Source organism: Prevotella veroralis (assembly GCF_018127765.1).
Lineage (GTDB): Bacteria > Bacteroidota > Bacteroidia > Bacteroidales > Bacteroidaceae > Prevotella > Prevotella veroralis.
On sequence record NZ_CP072331.1, the window covers coordinates 406,685 to 425,843 of the forward strand.

Below are 19,159 nucleotides of genomic sequence, written 5' to 3' on the forward strand. Positions count from 1 at the left end.
ATATTTGATGATGACGATAAGTCACATTGTCTAATTAGCCTTTCTCGAAAGAAAAGGAGATTAGATAGAACCAAAGAGGAAGGATTGAAACCTAATAGGCAACAGTTTCCACACTATCTAATCACTCCCCTCTCCATTCGGAGAGGGGGCGGGGGTGAGGCTGTAGATGGTCGGGGGTGAGGCTTTAAAAGAACTATTTTGAATTAAACATGGCAAAGAAGAAGAAAACAATGGTAATGATGCCGGGTGCAATGGCAGACTTGGCACATAGCGTTCAGAGGGTTAGTACGAATGCTGCTACTACTAATGCAGAAGAGAAACAATCTGATAATGAGATAGTTGAAGACGCAGAAGCGATTGCTGAAGAGGCTCCAAAGGAAGTGAGTGAGGCGGTCGAAACAGTTGAAAACGAGCATGCAGAAACGGTCGAAAGGGCATCGGAAACGACGGATGAGACGGCTGAAACGGAGGCGACAGCACATACTTCTCACTTCGGTCAGCATACTGTGACCGAGGCTGTCAAGGATGAGAAAGACCGCACGGCACCAGCTGCTAAGAAGTTGCCCAAAGCCGAGGGGCGACAGTTGGCACGTGAGTATTCAATGGCAAAGGACAGTGGTGAGGACAGTTGGCGGCTCTTCCTCGACCTTGCGCGAGACTATAAAATGCGCGACTCACGCCTTGCAACGGTGTATATAGACTCTGATTTGAAGAGCGTCTTGGATCGTTTGAAGTCGGCTACGAGTATCAAGTTGCCGTCAACAGCTATATTGAGTGCTATCGTGGCGCGCTTCGTCTTCGAGCATGAAAAGGACATCAAGAACGCTATCTTTGGGGAGAGTCTGCTGTAAAGGAAGCCTCACTCGCAAGCTATACAGGCTCACCATCAGCCCAACTACAGCCTCACCCCCGCCCCCTCTCCGAATGGAGAGGGGAGTGGATAGTACTGTTTGCGTACGAAGGGATGGTTGAGGAAGTCTCCCTTGACCCCTCCAAAAGGAGTGGAGTTCCTAACGGAAGTAAGTTAAGGGATGGTTGGTTGGTGCGTAATGAAGCTGTGCCTCTTTAGCTGGAACAGCAGGAGTAAAAACAAGGGGGTGCTTCCTTCAAAAGTAAGAGGGCGTTTCTTCGATAGCAAAAGGGCGTTTCGTTGCTATGAAGAGGGCGTCTCTTCGCTATGAAGAAACGCCCTTGTCAAACGGAGGTGATGCTAAAGAGTAGGGACAGACGCCCTCGTCTGTCCGCATAAAGCGGGGAAGTTGGTTGCGGATCTGGCGTGCTCTGGCGGACAGACGAGGGCGTCTGTCCCTACATTGAGGTATCTACTTGATAAAAGAAGATAGGTACGAAGGGACTCCCGTGAGGCACTTCCCTCCTTTCTGAGGGGGCGGGGTGAGGCTTAGACACTACCCTCGTCAGAGATTGAATATTAGTAAGAATGAAGCAAGCAGACAAAGAGAAACTACTGAACTTACTCCGTCAATATGAGGAGTTAAGGGTCAATGAACAGATAGACTATGATAAATTCTATCTCTACTCCATTATTACTCACTCTACAGCTATCGAAGGATCGACCGTTACCGAACTTGAGTCTCAACTGTTGTTCGATGAGGGGATCACCTCTAACAAGCGAACGATGATAGAGCAACTGATGAATCTTGACTTGAAAGTTGCCTATGACTTTGGTATGAAATGGATTCAACAACATGAAAAGATAACGGTTGATAACCTTATTCTACTTGCTTCGAAGGTGATGGCACGCACTGGTGGTGAGTATCACACAATGGTTGGCGACTTCTCTGCAGCACGTGGCGAACTGCGGAAACTCAATGTTACAGCAGGATTCGGAGGGGCTTCTTACTTATCTTATCTTAAAGTTCCTTCCCGTTTGGAGGCGTTTTGTTCCGAACTAAATAGGCGGCGAGAGCACCTCAATCCGACAGATATTGCTGCAATATATGAGTTGAGTTTCTGGGCACATTATGAGTTGGTAACGATTCATCCGTGGGTAGATGGTAATGGACGAACATCCCGTTTGTTGATGAATTTACTTCAGATGGAGTTTAATGTATTGCCGACAAAGGTTCTAAAAGAGGACAGAGCTGAATATATTCAAGCCTTGGTTAGGGCGAGGGAAGGTAATGATTGCGATGTTTTTATTGACTATATGACGCTCTTACATTGCCAGCATCTACAGCAGGAGATCGACCACTTCATGCGGTCGATAGGTGAGGGAATGGTCGATAAAGAGGCTTTAAAGGAGGAAATAATTGGTAAATGGTCGATAAAACCATCATTGGCAGCGAAACTGGTCGATATTATTTACTTCGCAAATAACCATCAGGAGCTTACGACCGAACTCATAACACGGGAGTTCCAACTTACTCCAACCACTGCCAAACGTTACCTCCGTCAACTCGTATCATTCGGTTTCTTGCAGTCGGAAGGGGCGAACCGTAATAGGAAATATAGGGCTTTGGGTAATTCAAAATTCATAATTCACAATTCAAAATTAAAGCCTCTCCCCCGTCCCCTCTCCGAATGGAGAGGGGAGTAGATAGTATTATTTGCATACGAAAGGGAGGTTGCTCGGGGTGTAACGAGACACTGCCTCGGTAGTTGAGACAGCAGAACTAAATACAAAGGAACGTCCTTCTCCAATCGAAGAGGGCGTTTCTTCGTATTGAAGAGAGCCTCTCTTTGCATCAAAGAGACGCCCTCTTCGAATTAAAGTAGGCGTTTCCTAACTGGCTCCCGTTAGGCACTCCTCCCCTTGGGGGAGGCTGGGTGGGGTTATTCCATTCGGAGAGGGGGCGGGGGTGAGGCTGTAGTTGGGTAGAAGTGAGGCTTTTTCTTTATATTAAAACATTGATAATGAAACATAGAAAAAACATACAGATTCCAGCTTCGGCAACGGATGGAAAGATGGGAGAGGGTAGGGTAGCAAGACCCTATATGATGGCACTTACAGGACAAATCATATTGTATCTCTTTGCTATCGCACTCTTTGCTTTCGGCATCGCAATCATCTATGATGCCGTACAAACAGGCGTTTTGACCACTATTTTACATGGTTCTGCCTCACTGGACGATTTTATCTCCACACTTATGGAGCTTTTCCTCCTCCTTTTTCCAGTATTTGCCATCCTCTATACAAGGCGTGATAAGGTGTATATCTATGAAGATAGAATCGTCAAGGAAACCCTCTTTGGCACTCGAGTTCTGTTCTTCAATAGTATTGAATGTGTGCTACCTTCTTACGGGAATGGTATCGAATTCGTACCCTATCAGGGTGCAGGAAAGAAGATAACCTTCGGTGTTTACTATCGAGATTACCATGACGTGGAACGCTGGGCAGGGCGTTATTTCCATAATTACTTCCTCCGTGAGAAGAGAAAAGACCGCCAGTCGATAAGGCAGAATAGCTCTTTAGGAGTCAGCGCAGTCGAACGGCTCAATCAGAACGAACGCAACCGTCTATGGGCACGAGCGGTGAATATCCTTGCAAACATCGTCACCGTCGCCCTCTTCTTCGTGCCAATGCCCTATTACCGATACGTCTTTTTGGCGGCAGCAGCAATGCCCTGGCTGGCGAGCATTGTGTTTATCAAGTCGAAAGGAACGGCACTTTTCGATGTATATCGTGATAGTTCCGACCGCCCAACACTGTTTAGTAGTACCTATTTAGTGTCTTTGGTGCTGTTGTATCTATCGTTGCGTGAGAACATAATAGACATTTATCCGCTCATACCCTATATGCTTCTGTGCATTGTTGTGGTCTCTATTCCGTTCCTCTGGTACAACTTCAGTTTCACAAAATCACGCGTGGACAATCCAACCGAGCAGTTCATTTTTGTCCTCTTCTTCGCTATCTTTTATGCGATTGGCACCATCATAACCTATAATGTAGTGTTTGATTACTCCGAACCAGATCATCACATCAGTTATGTGAAGGATAAGTTTGAGACGAACGGACGCAGTCATGCGTATAAAGTGCGCTTTGCCTCCTGCGGAACTATGCAAGAGGATGGTGAGATAATAGTATCGAAAAAGGAGTATGAGACCTATCATGAGGGGGATAGAATTGATGTTGAGGAGTATAAAGGAGCCTTAGGTGCAGCCTTTTATATGGCTCATTGAGAGAGGACAAGAAGCCTCACCCTCAGGCGAAACAGGCTTCCCACTAACCAATCTACAGCCTCACCCCCGCCCCCTCTCCGAATGGAGAGGGGAGTAAACAGAGTTGTTTGCGTACAAAATGGTGTATAGTCGGGGTGTAGCGAGGCTATGCCTCGTTAGCTGGAACAGCAGAACTAAAAACAAGGGAACGCCCTTCTCCAATCGAGAAGGGCGTTCCTTCGTATTGAAGAGAGCCTTTCTTTGCTTCAAAGAAACGCCCTCTTTGTTTGCTAACAATACTATTCACTCCCCTCTCCATTCGGAGAGGGGGCGGGGGTGAGGCTGTAGATGGACGGGGGTGAGGCTGTAGTTCCTCTCTCAAAACCTATTGCATCTCTCAAAGAAACCAATCTCCTCGAGTTCTTTCTGCATACGTGCTTCCTCTTCATCGGTCATGTTTTGGAAGGGAACACGGTTCGGTCCGAGGTCGAAACCGAGCAGTTTCATGATGCGCTTACCGCCTACGATGTTACCACGGAAGTGGCAGATAACATTGATCACTGCCTGTGAGAAGTTCTGTTTCTCACGTGCTGTCTCGATGTCGCCAGCGTTCCATGCCTCGATGATACCCGTCAGCTCGCGCCCGTTATAGTTCGTTGTACCACCAATGCCACCACGTGCTCCACCCTGAGCAAGGCTTGGGAGGATTGTTTCGTCTTGACCATGAAGCATGTCATACTTGCCTTCTTTATACAAACGACACTGATTGTACTCATAGAGACTCTCGAAGGTGTACTTGATTCCTGCAAAGTTTTCTATGCGTCCATCAACGGCTTTTAACAAGTCAAGCATCGGCAAGAAGGCTCCGTTGAAGGCTGGGATGTGATAATAATAGAACGGTAAGGAAGGGGCTGCTGAAGCGATGGTTTCGCAATACTTCACCAACTCCTCGATGCGTCCTATCTTAGGGAAAGGAGGTGCCATTGCGCCTATTCCCCATGCACCAATGCGCTCGGCATGCTTCGCCAGTTCGACACTCTCACGTAGACAACAGCTCCCCACGTGTACGATAACCTTAAACCCTTCGGGCGCAACCTGCACCCATTTCTCAGCTAATTGCTTACGTTCTTCGGTCGTAAGCATGTATCCTTCGCCTGAAGAACCATTGATGAATACACCTTTCAAACCATTCTTCTGCAACATAGCTGCATACTTCTCGATAGGTTCGAGATTGACATCGCCATTCGCATGAAAGGGTGTGAATGGTGCGTCGATAAGTCCAATAATCTTTTCCATAACTATATTTTAATGTATTACTATTCCATATTGTCAGTGGTTGGTCGTAGGCAGGAAAGCTGCAAGATAAGGGCTACAACCACGATAGCTCCTAACAGCATAAAGCCCAATCCGAGGTTTCCTCCATCTTTCCACTTGCCTAACACTTGTGTAACGGCAGCCCCGGCAAAGACGCCCGTCATATTCATTATACCATAGGCAGTGCTTCGATACTTTGAAGAAATGAACTGGCAGAGGATCGGCATATTGTTCGCATCAAAGATACCATAGCCCACTCCGAAGCATAAACCAGCTCCGACGACAGCGACGAGACTGTGTCCAAAGCCCAAGAGGATCAATGCTGGGACGGTCAAACCAAGCCCAATAGCACTTGTGTAGACTCTTCCGCGGATGTTGCGCTGTACCCATCTGTCAGAAACGATACCTCCGAGAATGACACCAATAAAGGACGATACGGCAATAGTAATCGTCGACAATGGACCCGCATTAGCCATTGGTATGTTCAAACTATCGGCAAAGAGTGTTGGTAACCAGTTCTTTGTTGCCCATCCGGGGAGGCTGGGTACGGCGAAATAGAACAATATTATCCAAAATGCCCACGTTGAGAAGACCACAGATAAGCCTCGGAATGGATTACGCGAGGGCTTTTCACCATTTGCGGCGGGCGTTTTCTGCGCATGTTTCGGATTCTCTTTGAGTAAGAGAAGGAGCACGATTGAATAGATGATACCGATAACGCCGAACCAATGGAACGCCGCATTCCATGAGAGCATGGCTGCGAGTGTGGCACCAAAGCCGCCTATCGCCTGTCCAACATAGAGTCCGGTCATGTGGATTCCGATAGCTAATGAGCGCGACTTACCCTCATGCCAGTCGGCAATTAACGACAGGGCGGAAGGGATATAGAGTGCTTCACTAATGCCCATAAAGGCTCTTAGCCAGTAAAGCTGCGTGAAGTTGTGAGCGTAACCCATAAGGAATGTGACCGCAGACCATACGAATATGCTACCGACGACGAGCCACTTACGGCTCATCCTGTCGGCTATAATACCTGCAAAGGGGCTTACGATGCCATAGATCCAAAGGAAGACTGCCATCAAAGCACCGAATGCTTCGGCTTGATTCAACTCACTGATGTCGGCTTTCATAGCCTCTTGCATGGTGGACAACATCTGTCGGTCCATGTAATTCAAGAGTGCTACGAACCATAAGAGGGCGACAAGCACCCAGGGATAATACTTCTTCATTGATAGGTTTTTACCCTATTCTCCATCCATCGTAACAATTTTCAAGGATGGAGGAAAGGGATTTTGTTATATTAAAATTAGGTTTCTTCTTATTTTATCTCACGTTCGTGTGGAGCTTGTTCGGGGTATTTTATAATCTGATTGCTCCTTACACGGGGTTTTAACTCACCTCCGATGACAAAGACACCATCATCGGTTTTGACCATGGCAGCACCCGCACGTGCTGTTTCCGTATGTTTCGACAATACTTGCCAACCACCCTCATTATATAATAAGGTGTAAGGGTTGAACTGATACCACGCTATCGGGTGAGAGAGATAGTCGGGTTGTGGATGATTGACAGCCGACAGGAAGATGTCTTTGTTTACTCCGCCCGTGACCAGGAGATGGTCAGTTGCAATGTTGATAGCTGCTCCGCCACCCACAAAGAGGTCTTCGCCGGTGTCATCCTTAGGGCAATCGAGGTTTTTCCAAGTGGCAGTTTCTTCATCAAAGAGGTAGCCATCCATAGCCAACTGTGCCTCTTTCTCGCTTGTAGCAGGGGCAAATCCACCGAAAAGACAGAGTTTTCTTTCGCCTAAAGAACCGGCTATCGGCTGTACACGAGGTAGCCCGGGGAAGGGTTGGATGTCCTTCCATCCACGGTTGAGATGGTCTAAGTCGAGGCATAACACACGATTGCTTGCCTTTCCATCTACCATTCCGCCAACGATATATAGGTGTCGACCGACGAGTGCGCCAGCCATATTATCCACCTTGCAAGGCATAGAGGGGAGGGCTGTCACACGTGCTTGACCATCCTTAGCGAGCGTAATGCGATAGACACCATGCTTGCTTCCGCTCTCGTTCTGACCGCCTGCTATGATCATTCCGTCCGCACATGACACGGCAACACCATAAGCTATTGGCTCGGGCAGGGAGCCTATCTGCGTCCATGCCAGTTGGTCGCCTGTGGTGGAACGTGCGCTGTATATACCTTTATAAAACTTCTTCTTGCTGTCGGGAGCGAGCGTGTTAACAGGGAAATTGCAGCCTCCTGCCATCACAATATATGCTCCTATATGTCCTGCGAAACAGGCTGATACACCTTGTTCGATACCCGTTTCGGTCGTAGGAAATCCTTTCATCTGTGTCAAACTATCGGTTGTGAACGCATTTGCAGATAGTCCCGATAGTAACGATAAACTACTCATTATTAGGTTCTTAATACTCATTATTTAGGTTGAAGGGGTCATTTAGCAAAAAAGCCGTCGCCCCCTACGGAACGACGGCTTATATATCTAAGTGCAAGCAATGCGCTTACTTATTGATTGCAGCTACTCCTGGAAGCACCTTACCCTCGATTGCCTCGAGCATAGCACCACCACCTGTAGATACGTAAGAAACCTTATCTGCAAGTCCAAACTTATTGACTGCAGCTACAGAGTCACCACCACCAACGAGTGAGTAAGCACCGTTCTCTTGTGTTGCCTGTGCTACGGTCTTAGCGATCTCGCCTGTTCCTTTAGCAAAGTTCTCCAACTCGAACACACCTACAGGACCGTTCCAAAGGATGGTCTTAGAGCTTAGGATGATCTTCTTCCAAGCCTCAATGCTCTCTTCAGAAGCGTCCATTCCCTCCCACTCATCAGGTATCTGATCGATTGGGAACACCTTACGTTCAGTGTCATTAGAGAACTCTTTGCCACAAACAGTAGCCACTGACAATGAGAGGTTAACGCCCTTCTCCTTCGCAGCAGCTATCACATTCAATGCCTCTGGCATAAGGTCATCCTCGTGAAGAGACTTACCGATCTTACCGCCCTGAGCCTTGATAAAGGTGTAACCCATACCTCCGCCGATGATAAGATTGTCCACTTTGTCAAGGAGGTTCTTGATTACTCCGAGCTTAGAACTTACCTTTGAACCACCGATGATGGCTGTGAATGGGTGCTTAGCATTACGTAGGACGTTATCGATGGCAGTAACTTCCTTCTCCATAAGGAAGCCCAACATCTTATGGTCGGCATCGAAGTAATCAGCGATAACAGCCGTTGATGCGTGCTTGCGATGGGCTGTTCCAAAGGCGTCATTAACGTACACGTCAGCGTAAGAAGCAAGTTTCTTTGCAAAGTTCTGCTGGCGTTCTTTCATCTCAGCCTTGGCTGCGTCATACTCAGGAGTGCCCTTTTCAACACCTACTGGCTTACCTTCCTCTTCTGGATAGTAGCGTAGATTCTCCAACAAGAGAGCCTCACCTGGCTTCAAGGCAGCTGCCTCTGCATCAGCATTACCAGCGTCCTTAGCGAACTTAACATCAACTCCTAAGGCATCACTAACGTTCTTTACGATCTGACTCAATGATAGTTCAGGTTTAACCTTACCCTTTGGTTTACCCATGTGGCTCATCATGATGAGGGCACCACCATCCTCCAACACCTTCTTCAAGGTAGGAAGAGCACCGCGGATACGTGTGTCGTCTGTTACATGACCATGCTCATCTAATGGCACATTGAAGTCTACGCGGACGATAGCCTTATGTCCGGCGAAGTTGAAATCATTAATTTTCATCTCTTATATAATACTTTTTAATGTGATTACTAACCTACCGCAAAAATACTACTTTTCGATGAATTAGGGAAGAGATTAGTATCTTTTTTGTAATTTTGCACGTATGGTTTACCCTTAATCGGGTATTTTGTAAAGCGCAGTTAGCACTGAGCTGTATTGTTATTGATTAATTCGTTGGATATGAAAGATTCTGTTATTATCGTCAGTGGAGGCCTTGATTCCATCACATTATTATATGACAAGGCGGAGACAATAGCCTTAGCTATATCGTTTGATTACGGTCAGAACCATGGCAAGAAGGAGTTACCTTATGCTGAATACCACTGTCAGAAACTAGGTATCCCACATATTACCATACCTCTTACCTTCATGCACCAATACTTCAAGAGTTCGCTGCTTGAAGGTGCAGAAGCCATCCCCGAGGGGCATTATGAGGAGGAGAACATGAAGTCGACAGTGGTTCCTTTCCGCAACGGAATCATGTTGGCGATTGCTACGGGTATAGCGGAAAGCCACGAACTAAAGCGTGTTTATATTGCAAATCATGGTGGCGACCACACGATTTACCCTGATTGTCGCCCCGAGTTTATTGATGCCATGGATAAGGCAACATCGGCTGGCACCTTCGTTGATGTGCGTGTCGAAGCTCCTTACACGAACATTTCTAAGGCTGACATCGTGCGCCGTGGCACTGCTCTTGGCATCGATTACGCCAAGACATGGAGCTGTTATAAGGGTTCAGAGATACACTGCGGCAAGTGCGGAACATGTGTGGAACGCAAGGAGGCATTCGCTGATGCAGGTGTTGAAGACCCTACGGAATATGAGAACTAAAACTCTACTGTCACTCTACCATTAATCTGTCGACCCGTAAGATAGTTCGGTACGGCATATTGCTGACCGCTTATGTCGGTCACCCAATAGTATGAATTGACATTGTTGATACCGAATAGGTTTAAGCAGTCAAGCCCTAACCAGACATTCTTGAAGACGGAGTTTCTACGATTATCAGAACCTATCAAACGGTAACTCATACCTATATCGGCTCGCTTATAGGCTGGTGCTCGGAAGGAATTGTTCTCTAATTCTTGGTGAGGAGCAGCAAAGGGAAGACCGTCCGCATAGGCTAACTTGAGTGACATTCGCCATCTCGTCGTACCCGGGAAATAGTCTGTGAAGTATAGATTCAGTGCATATCGTTGATCGGTCGGGAGCGGTATGCTCTTTCCGTTCAGACGCATTCTTGTGTTCATAACACTTAGTGTCAACCATGAATCAGTACCAGGAACAAACTCTCCAAAGAGCTTTAGATCCAATCCTGTTGCATGTCCCGTGGCTTGCTGATCGCCGTAGTATGTGACTTTCACATTGTCTACGGAATAAGGAACGAGGCGTGACAAGGCTTTGTAATAGGCTTCGGCTGTGAACTTAAACGGTCTGCCCATCATCTCAAAACGATAGGACATCGATGCCAAGGCATGGATAGATCGCTGCGAACGAATCCTTTCGTTCAAGGTTGCATAGGTAACACCATTGATCATGGAAGTGTCTCGCAGTTCCTTATAGAACGGTGCTTGATAATACAAACCACCTGCTATTCGGAAGCTAAGATTGCGATTCCAGCCCGGAGTAATGGTAAGGGAAGCACGTGGGGAAACGATGCTCTCGCCATTAAACGACCAATGGGCAAAACGCACACCATAGTTTAACGTGAAGAGCGTTGGCACTGAATCACGTGTTTGGAAGTTCCATGTGTCTTGCAGATAGGCTTCTGTTCGCTTAGCATTCAGCTCGTTCTTCGCCCGAAGCGCATATATCATGCGAAGATCCCGACCGGTATGTGGCACGTTATAACCAGCCGAATCGCGATACTCATACTCGGTAGAGTTCTCTCGAACTTGCTCTATCTTGTAAGTCAGTCCACCGTCAATCTTGTGTTTACCCATTCGATGTTGTAGCATTAACTTGAGGCTCTTCACGTTCGCTTTCAGGTAGTCGCGCGAGTGCTGCATATAGGTTCCCACGCCCAGATTCTCCGATGTTTCGGTTTGCGTAAGCCAGTATTGTCCCTGTATATCATAGCGTTCCTGCTCCTTTGTTGAGAATGCCGATGCCAAGAGCGATACGTCTGTTCGAGGCGAGAGATGGCGTGTGATGGAGAGAGAACCAAAGTAAGTGCGGAAGAGATCCTTCTCTTGTCCATCGAAGTAAACACGGAACTTCTTCACATTCTGCAGCGTTCCGAAGTTCGTCTCACGGTCTTCTGGTTGGAAGTTATAGTGGTTGTCCGATATATTTCCTATAAAGTCTATCTGCCAACGCTTGCTGGGCTGCCATGAAAGATAGGTTTGATAATCCAAGAACGAGGGCTTATATTCACCCTTAGTCTGCAACGATCCGAGTAGATAACGGTTCGTTTTATAACGCACACCATTAGTCCAAGTGAACTTCTTTGACGCTATTCCAAGGTTTGCACTGGCTCCAAGTAAGGAGGCAGTGAGGCTCGCTTCGGTTCGTTTCGGACGCTTATAAGTGATGTCAAGGGCTGAACTCATCTTATCACCATACTTTGCTTCAAAGCCACCAGTTGAGAAGCCGACACTCTGAACCATGTCAGGATTTATGATAGACAAGCCCTCCTGTTGCCCACTACGTACCAAGAAGGGGCGATAGACCTCAATGTTATTGATATAAACAGAGTTCTCGTCGAACGTACCACCACGCACATTGTATTGCGAGGAGAGCTCGGAATGAGTGGAGACACCCGCTTGTGTCTGCACCATCTCTTCGACTGCATTGCCCGAAGCAGAGGGTCCCTGTTTCACCTTATCGACGTCGAGTTCCTCGGTCGTACCGTGTTGCTTGGTCTTACCCTCTACTATCACCTCCTGCAATTCGTTGTCGTCTGCGAGCTGAATGAGCAGCGTCTGCTTCCCTTGTGGGCGTCGGAGCACACGCTCCTTACTCTTATAACCAATCATCGAAAAGCGTACTTTCACCGAATCCTCGCTGTGTAACAGTATGTGAAATTCGCCTTTTAGATTCGTCATAGCCAACTTTCCTTGCGAAACAACCATCACGGATGCTAATTCAATGGGGTTTCCATCTTTATCAGAAACCTTTCCTTGCAGCGTAAAAGACTGACCAATAGCTACTTGCGTAACCATCAGGAAGAACACAAATAATATACTTGTTTTCAGATATTTACCTATCATAACGACTATATAACGCCCCTCCTGCCTTGTTTATTGTTATGGGCTTGCAATTAAAAGACCCTCTTTTATAATTCAAAATTCAAAGTTCATAATTCAAATTAAAGCCTCCCCAAGCCCCTCCGAAGGAGGGGATGTCCTCCCCCAAGGTCTTGCTTAACTTCTAAAGTGTGGTTGGTATGAGTGGACGAGTGGACGGGTTGACAAGTAAACGAGTTGTTTGTTCTGTTGGAAACAATGGAGAACCTTTAGGGACAGACGCCCTCGTCTGTCCGCTCATTTACCCCTATGTATCATCCCGTCAGGCAACATCTTCTCCTTTTGGGGGGCTTGGGGAGGCTTTTCTTGGCTGTGTTCTGGCGGACAGACGAGGGCGTCTGTCCCTACAAGTTGGTATTATCATTAATTAAAGGGACGCCCCTCTCCATTTGACGAGGGCGTTTCCTTACTATGAAAAGGGCGTCTCTTCACATTGAAGAAACGCCCTCTTTGTTTGCGAATAATGCTATCTACGAGGGTGTGTCAAAATGGACACATCCTCTTTTCTACTCCTCTTTACTTCATCTACCGCATAATTCGTTATTTACTGCAGCTATGCCGCTAATTTCATATAAAATGATTTGTTGGGCTTCCAATAGCTTATATAAACTTCTATAGAGCATCTGAAGGTGACTAAAAGTACCTCCATAATAGCTTTTAGCTCCTTGAGATTATTTTTTTTGCACATTTTTCCTATGTTAAAGGCAATAGCAAAGAAGGCAAAGTCCATATTGACCTTGTCTTTTCCCAAATGCCTAAATCTCTTGTAGACTTTATTATATTTTGTTTGTCCAAAAACAGCTTCAGGTTCTATGCACCTTCGTCCTCGATGCTTGATGCCTTCTTCCGAGGTCAGTAGTTCCCGTGCCTTTTGTTTATAGTGCTGTAGTTGATGGTTTACTTCTATAATTCTGTTCCCTCTTGCCTTAAAACATGAGCCTCTCAACGGACAACCATCACAGCGTTCTGCCTGATAACGTACACTGTAAGTAACGAATCCATTAGAGGTTAGGGAACGCTTCATGCCTATACGCTTCATATGCTGTCCCATAGGGCAGACGTAGAAATCCTGTTCCTTATTATAATAAAGGCTTGCAGGACAGAATGGGTTAGGTGTATAGCGTGGATGCTGCTCTTTATGGAAGTAGTTATACTTCACATAGGCTTCCATATTATGTACGTCCATGAACAGATAGTTCTCCTCGGAGCCATACCCTGAATCGGCTACGACTGTCTTGGCATAACGATGGTAACGTGAGTTGAAGGACTCCAAGAAAGAAGGAAGTGTAAGCGTATCTGTACGGTTAGCATAGAGTGCAAAGTCGATGATAAACTGGTTCTCAGTTGCTATCTGCAGATTATATCCAGGCTTAGTCTGTCCGTTCCGCATAGCATCCTCCTTCATGTGCATAAACGTAGCATCAAGGTCGGTCTTGCTGTAGGAGTTTCTCTCCCCCATAATCTCAAGGTGTTGGTCATACTCTTGGAGTTTATTACGTTTCTTCTCAAGCTCTTTAAGCTGTTTTTTCTTGGTTCTAACAGCCTGCTTCTCTTCTTTTGTCTTAGGCTCAGGGGATGATTCCAAAGACTTGTTCAATTCCTCGGATATCTCATCGAGCAGAGCTGCAGTAAACTCGACACCTTCTGTCTTAGCGGCATTGTCCTGCGCTATGACATCATCAACCTGGAGCAAGAGTGTGCGTATTTGTTCCTGCAACTTGGCGCGGTTCTTTTCCACGGTTCTCTTCCAAACGAAGGTATACTTGTTGGCTTTCGATTCTATTTTTGTGCCGTCAATATATTCAACGTCAAGACTTATCAAACCTTTGGCTGCAAGTACTAATACCACTTGTGTGAAGATATTGTTGATTTCCTTTTTCACACGATTACGAAAACGATTGATGGTAATAAAATCAGGCTGCTCATATCCTGCCAGATAGATGAAATGAATGTCACGCTTGAGAAGCGACTCTATACGACGGCAGGAATAGATATTATTCATATAGGCGTAAAGAATAACCTTGAGCATCATTTGTGGATGATAAGGCTTGCGACCACTGGGCTTATAAAGCTTGTAGACATTATCCAACATAAGATTATCCACCAAGGCGTCTAAAAGACGAACAGGATCATCTTCTGCGATGTCCTTATCGATTCTTTGAGGAAAAAGAATCATTTTCTTGTGTATGTAAGAACGAAAGTGTACCTTTGTCATAATGAGATTTTTTTGTATGCCTAAAGGTACAAAAACTTTAGGAAATAGCAAAGCCCTGGCTTGAGAAAGTCGGGGCTTTGTGCATAAAAAAGAGTGTGTGGCTATTTTGACACACCCTCCTTGGAGGTGAGGCTGCTCCTCTCCCCTTGGGGGAGGCTGGGTGGGGTTTTAACATTTGGAGAGGGGCAGGGGGGGAGGCTCCTTCTCTCCCCTTTGGGGAGGCTGGGAGGGGTTATGGGGGATGTTAGGAGAGGTTTAAACAACAAATAAGTATGGTAAACATGACTGACTTATAGAAGATTTTTGTAACTTTGCTCTCAGATAAATAACAATCAAAAAGGATATAGATATATGCTTACATTAAAGCTTATAAGCGAAGAGACCGAGCGTGTCATCAAAGGATTGGAGAAGAAACACTTCTCTGGTGCACGTGAAGCAGTAGAGAAAGTATTGGAATATGACCGCTTGCGTCGTGAGACTCAGCAGAAACTTGATACCAATAAACAGCATCAGAACCAACTATCAAAGCAGATTGGTCAACTGATGAAGGACGGTAAGAAGGATGAAGCCAACAATATAAAAGAAGAGGTGGCAGAGCTTAAATCGGCCGACAAAGCACTCCAAGAGATTATGGAGAATGCCCAGAAGGAGATGACCGAGGTGCTCTTAACCATTCCAAACATCCCTAACGACGATGTTCCAGAGGGCAAGGACGCTAACGACAACGTTGTTGTTAAGGAGGGCGGAACGAAGCCTAACCTCCCAGCTGACGCCCAATGCCACTGGGATCTATTGAAGAAGTTCAATTTAGTTGACTTCGACTTAGGTGTGAAGATAACGGGTGCTGGCTTCCCATTGTACATCGGTAAGATGGCAAGATTCCAACGTGCTCTAGAGGCATTCTTCCTTGATGAGGCACGAAAGAGCGGCTATCTTGAGGTGCAACCACCATTGGTTGTTAATCAAGACTCCGGTCTTGGCACTGGTCAGTTGCCTGATAAAGAGGGTCAGATGTACCATGCTAACCTCGATGATCTATACTTGATTCCAACGGCAGAGGTGCCTGTTACCAACATATTCCGTGATGAGATTCTTGACGAGAAAGAGCTTCCGATTAAGCGTTGTGCTTACTCTGCTTGCTTCCGTCGAGAGGCTGGTAGCTATGGAAAAGACGTGCGTGGACTGAATCGTCTACACCAGTTTGATAAGGTGGAGATCGTGCGCATCGATAAGCCAGAACACTCTTATGAGTCATTGGATGAGATGTTGAACCATGTAGAAGGTCTATTGAAAAAGCTCGAATTACCCTATCACATCCTTCGTCTCTGCGGTGGCGATATGAGCTTCACATCGGCTATCTGCTATGATTTCGAGGTATGGAGTGCAGCCCAAGAACGCTGGTTGGAGGTGTCAAGTGTATCTAACTTCGAGAGCTATCAAGCGAACCGTTTGCATTGTCGTTACCGTCATGCAGAGGATAAGAAGATAGAGTTGTGCCACACACTGAATGGTTCGGCACTTGCCTTGCCACGCATTGTTGCGGCAATCATAGAGAACAATCAAACCCCAGAGGGTATACGTGTTCCGAAGGTGCTCGTACCTTATTGCGGCTTTGAAATGCTCGACGATAAGATGGACTAAGCCTTAGCCCACTAATACGGAACGACGAACAAGACATAACCTAACAATCAACCTTTTAACAAAACTCATCCCTCGTGGATCCTAATCCCCCCTCTCCAAGCGGAGAGGGGACGTGGATGAGCCTTTTAGACTATGAACAAGATTATAAGCAAGAAGCAGTTTTCTGAGAAGGTGTTTTGTATTGAAGTAGAGGCACCACTCATAGCTCGTAGTTGTCGACCAGGCAACTTTATCATCGTACGTGTTGATCATCACAGTGAGAGAGTACCATACACCATTGCCAAAGCTGACGCCCAGAAGGGCACGTTGACAATGGTTATTCAAGAGGTGGGACGCTCTTCGACGAAGCTTTGCCAACTAAAGGTTGGAGATGAGATAGTCGATATTGTCGGTCCTTTGGGCACTCCTTCTCGCATTGAGAAATATGGTACAGTCGTATGTGCGGGAGGTGGTATTGGCATTGCAGCGATACTCCCCATCCTCACAGCTCTTAAGCAAGCTGGCAACAAGGTAATATCTGTTTTGGCAGGAAGAAGCAAGGAACTTGTTATCATGGTGGACGATGTTCGACAGTACTCAGACGAGGTGATCATCATGACGGATGATGGTTCTTATGGTGAGAAGGGCGTTGTCACGGTGGGAGTTGAGAAGGTGATTCAACGTGAGCATGTCGATAAGGTGTTGGCGATTGGACCTCCTATTATGATGAAATTCACCTCACTCTTGGCAAAGAAATACGGTATTCCGAACGATGTATCACTGAATACTATCATGGTGGATGGCACTGGTATGTGTGGTGCTTGTCGATTGACTATCGGTGGAAAGACCAAGTTTGTCTGCATTGACGGACCAGAGTTTGACGGCGACTTAGTCGATTGGGACGAGATGTTTAAGCGTATGGGCACCTTCAAGGAGATTGAGGCTAAGGACATGGCAGTGCCTAATCCTGCTGATAAGAAGGGCTCCGAGCATTCAAACTCGTCTATTAATAATGTAGGAGATGGGGCTTCTGTGGATAGTGCAAAATCATCTTCTATCGACAAAAACAACGTTTCCACCGATGAAGCAAACGAACCCGAAGAGGTTTGGCGCAAGGCTCTTCGCAAGGAGTTGAAGCCTAAGGAGCGTACAGCCATCCCTCGTGTGCAGATGCCGGAACTTGATCCTGCCTATCGTGCAACGACTCGTTTGGAGGAAGTGAACATTGGTTTGACACCCGAAATGGCTATGCAAGAGGCGAAGCGATGCCTCGATTGCCCGAAACCAACGTGTGTGGAAGGGTGCCCAGTGGGCATTCATATCCCCGACTTCATCAAACATATAGAGCATGGAGACTTCCTTCAGGCAGCCAGCATACTAAAGGAAACATCGGCATTGCCCGCTGTTTGCGGTCGTGTATGCCCACAGGAAAAGCAGTGCGAGAGCCGTTGTATCCATCTAAAGATGAATTCGCCCGCCGTAGCTATTGGTTATCTCGAGCGTTTCGCAGCCGACTATGAGCGTGAGAGTGGGCAGATGACCTTGCCAAAAGTAGCCCCCTCAAATGGTATCAAGGTAGCTGTTGTAGGTTCAGGACCATCTGGTTTGAGCTTTGCAGGCGATATGGTAAAGCGTGGATATGAGGTTTATGTGTTCGAAGCATTACATGAGATCGGTGGCGTACTCAAGTATGGTATCCCCGAGTTCCGCCTCCCTAACAGGATAGTAGATGTAGAGATTGAGAACCTCCGACGTATGGGTGTCCACTTCCAAACAGACACGATTGTGGGCAAGACCATCAGTATTGACGAGTTGAAAGAACATGGTTTTAAAGGTATCTTTGTCGGTTCCGGAGCAGGCTTACCGAACTTTATGGGTATTGAAGGAGAGAACTCTATCAACATACTCTCCAGTAACGAATACCTCACGAGAGTAAACCTCATGGATGCAGCTAACCCCGAAACGGACACGCCGATCATAATAGGTAAGAAGGTTCTCGTTATAGGAGGAGGCAACACAGCGATGGACTCCTGCCGTACAGCTAAGCGTCTTGGGGCAGATGTGACATTGGTATACAGACGTTCAGAAGCAGAGATGCCTGCACGACTGGAGGAGGTGAAACACGCCAAAGAAGAGGGTGTCCATTTCCTCACGTTACATAATCCTCAATCGTACAAAGCCGATGAGAAGGGTCGCGTCTGTGCTGCGGTATTGGATGTGATGAGGCTTGGTGAGCCTGATGCCAGTGGGCGTCGACGTCCAGAGGTAACGGGCGAGACGGTGACAGTGGAGTGCGATCAAGTGATTGTGGCAGTAGGAGTTTCACCGAATCCATTGGTTCCGAAGTCTATCGAAGGGCTTGAGTTAGGTCGTAAGAACACGATAGTTGTCAGCGACCAGATGCAGAGTTCGCGTCCAGAGATATATGCCGGTGGTGACATTGTACGTGGTGGTGCGACTGTCATCCTCGCTATGGGCGATGGTAGAAGGGCTGCTGCAAGCATGGATAAGAGCCTCTCGTTGTAATTCAAAATTCATAATTCACAATTCAAAATTATGATTAGTTCGAGTTGACGAGTGGACTGGTTGACAAGTAAACAAGTTGTTTGTTCTGTGGAATAGAGCACCACAATGTAGGGACAGACGCCCTCGTCTGTCCGCTCCAACATTCCACGTTACATTACAAGCAGCCTCCCTTATGCGGACAGACGAGGGCGTCTGTCCCTACTTTGTGGCATCCCTTTGGATAGAAAGAACTATTCAAATAGGTTATCATTAGGCGCTCCTCCCCTTGGGGGAGGCTGGGAGGGGTTCCCAGATGAGGGCGTCTGTCCCTACAGGTTGGTATTATCATTAATTAA

12 protein-coding genes are annotated in these 19,159 nt (G+C 46.7%); 6 read left to right on the top strand and 6 right to left on the bottom strand.

The window, feature by feature from the left end:
- Positions 1–209 precede the first annotated feature (209 nt).
- The 3 genes from J5A55_RS09700 to J5A55_RS09710 all read left to right on the top strand — a co-directional run bounded on the left by J5A55_RS09700 (position 210) and on the right by J5A55_RS09710 (position 4,140).
- Complete coding sequence (locus J5A55_RS09700; protein ID WP_004384246.1) at positions 210–851, top strand: hypothetical protein; 642 nt, start codon at positions 210–212, stop codon at positions 849–851.
- A 587-nt stretch (positions 852–1,438) separates the two neighbouring features.
- Positions 1,439–2,557: a Fic family protein gene (locus J5A55_RS09705; RefSeq protein WP_004384248.1), complete on the top strand. Its 1,119-nt coding sequence runs from the start codon at positions 1,439–1,441 to the stop codon at positions 2,555–2,557.
- Between the two features lie 317 nt (positions 2,558–2,874).
- Positions 2,875–4,140, top strand: a complete 1,266-nt coding sequence (locus tag J5A55_RS09710; RefSeq protein WP_004384249.1) for a hypothetical protein — start codon at positions 2,875–2,877, stop codon at positions 4,138–4,140.
- Positions 4,141–4,497: 357 nt separating this feature from the next.
- On the opposite strand, the gene J5A55_RS09715 is transcribed toward J5A55_RS09710, so the two are convergent.
- The 4 genes from J5A55_RS09715 to J5A55_RS09730 form a co-directional block, all read right to left on the bottom strand.
- Positions 4,498–5,415, bottom strand: a complete 918-nt coding sequence (locus J5A55_RS09715; RefSeq protein WP_004384252.1) for a dihydrodipicolinate synthase family protein — start codon at positions 5,413–5,415, stop codon at positions 4,498–4,500.
- A 20-nt stretch (positions 5,416–5,435) separates the two neighbouring features.
- Positions 5,436–6,662, bottom strand: coding sequence for an MFS transporter (locus J5A55_RS09720; protein ID WP_004384253.1), 1,227 nt, complete (start codon positions 6,660–6,662; stop codon positions 5,436–5,438).
- Positions 6,663–6,751: 89 nt separating this feature from the next.
- Positions 6,752–7,876, bottom strand: coding sequence for a cyclically-permuted mutarotase family protein (locus J5A55_RS09725; protein ID WP_004384254.1), 1,125 nt, complete (start codon positions 7,874–7,876; stop codon positions 6,752–6,754).
- A gap of 85 nt (positions 7,877–7,961) precedes the next feature.
- Positions 7,962–9,212: a phosphoglycerate kinase gene (locus J5A55_RS09730; RefSeq protein WP_004384255.1), complete on the bottom strand. Its 1,251-nt coding sequence runs from the start codon at positions 9,210–9,212 to the stop codon at positions 7,962–7,964.
- A 180-nt stretch (positions 9,213–9,392) separates the two neighbouring features.
- Between J5A55_RS09730 and queC the strand changes: the two genes are divergently transcribed.
- Complete coding sequence (queC, locus tag J5A55_RS09735) at positions 9,393–10,046, top strand: 7-cyano-7-deazaguanine synthase QueC (RefSeq protein ID WP_004384256.1); 654 nt, start codon at positions 9,393–9,395, stop codon at positions 10,044–10,046.
- On the opposite strand, the gene J5A55_RS09740 is transcribed toward queC, so the two are convergent.
- Together J5A55_RS09740 and J5A55_RS09745 are read right to left on the bottom strand one after the other, a co-directional pair.
- On the bottom strand, positions 10,043–12,379 hold the full coding sequence (locus tag J5A55_RS09740; protein WP_234396093.1) for a TonB-dependent receptor: 2,337 nt from the start codon (positions 12,377–12,379) through the stop codon (positions 10,043–10,045). The two genes, queC and J5A55_RS09740, sit on opposite strands and share 4 nt — an antisense overlap.
- Before the next feature lie 637 nt (positions 12,380–13,016).
- Complete coding sequence (locus tag J5A55_RS09745; RefSeq protein ID WP_211802930.1) at positions 13,017–14,678, bottom strand: IS1182 family transposase; 1,662 nt, start codon at positions 14,676–14,678, stop codon at positions 13,017–13,019.
- Positions 14,679–15,029: 351 nt separating this feature from the next.
- On the opposite strand from J5A55_RS09745, the gene serS reads away from it, so the two are divergent.
- Positions 15,030–16,319 carry a serine--tRNA ligase gene (gene serS / locus J5A55_RS09750; RefSeq protein ID WP_004384262.1) on the top strand — a complete coding sequence of 430 codons (1,290 nt, stop codon included), beginning with the start codon at positions 15,030–15,032 and terminating at the stop codon, positions 16,317–16,319.
- A gap of 132 nt (positions 16,320–16,451) precedes the next feature.
- Positions 16,452–18,824: a bifunctional dihydroorotate dehydrogenase B NAD binding subunit/NADPH-dependent glutamate synthase gene (locus J5A55_RS09755; protein ID WP_004384263.1), complete on the top strand. Its 2,373-nt coding sequence runs from the start codon at positions 16,452–16,454 to the stop codon at positions 18,822–18,824.
- The last annotated feature ends 335 nt before the right edge of the window (positions 18,825–19,159 follow it).

What these genes read in the sequence shown, in the direction of transcription:
- J5A55_RS09700 (WP_004384246.1), top strand. Translation starts at nt 210, where the DNA reads ATGGCAAAGAAGAAGAAAACAATGGTAATGATGCCGGGTGCAATGGCA.
- J5A55_RS09705 (WP_004384248.1), top strand. Translation starts at nt 1,439, where the DNA reads ATGAAGCAAGCAGACAAAGAGAAACTACTGAACTTACTCCGTCAATAT.
- J5A55_RS09710 (WP_004384249.1), top strand. Translation starts at nt 2,875, where the DNA reads ATGAAACATAGAAAAAACATACAGATTCCAGCTTCGGCAACGGATGGA.
- J5A55_RS09715 (WP_004384252.1), bottom strand. Translation starts at nt 5,415, where the DNA reads ATGGAAAAGATTATTGGACTTATCGACGCACCATTCACACCCTTTCAT.
- J5A55_RS09720 (WP_004384253.1), bottom strand. Translation starts at nt 6,662, where the DNA reads ATGAAGAAGTATTATCCCTGGGTGCTTGTCGCCCTCTTATGGTTCGTA.
- J5A55_RS09725 (WP_004384254.1), bottom strand. Translation starts at nt 7,876, where the DNA reads ATGAGTATTAAGAACCTAATAATGAGTAGTTTATCGTTACTATCGGGA.
- J5A55_RS09730 (WP_004384255.1), bottom strand. Translation starts at nt 9,212, where the DNA reads ATGAAAATTAATGATTTCAACTTCGCCGGACATAAGGCTATCGTCCGC.
- queC (WP_004384256.1), top strand. Translation starts at nt 9,393, where the DNA reads ATGAAAGATTCTGTTATTATCGTCAGTGGAGGCCTTGATTCCATCACA.
- J5A55_RS09740 (WP_234396093.1), bottom strand. Translation starts at nt 12,379, where the DNA reads ATGGTTACGCAAGTAGCTATTGGTCAGTCTTTTACGCTGCAAGGAAAG.
- J5A55_RS09745 (WP_211802930.1), bottom strand. Translation starts at nt 14,678, where the DNA reads ATGACAAAGGTACACTTTCGTTCTTACATACACAAGAAAATGATTCTT.
- serS (WP_004384262.1), top strand. Translation starts at nt 15,030, where the DNA reads ATGCTTACATTAAAGCTTATAAGCGAAGAGACCGAGCGTGTCATCAAA.
- J5A55_RS09755 (WP_004384263.1), top strand. Translation starts at nt 16,452, where the DNA reads ATGAACAAGATTATAAGCAAGAAGCAGTTTTCTGAGAAGGTGTTTTGT.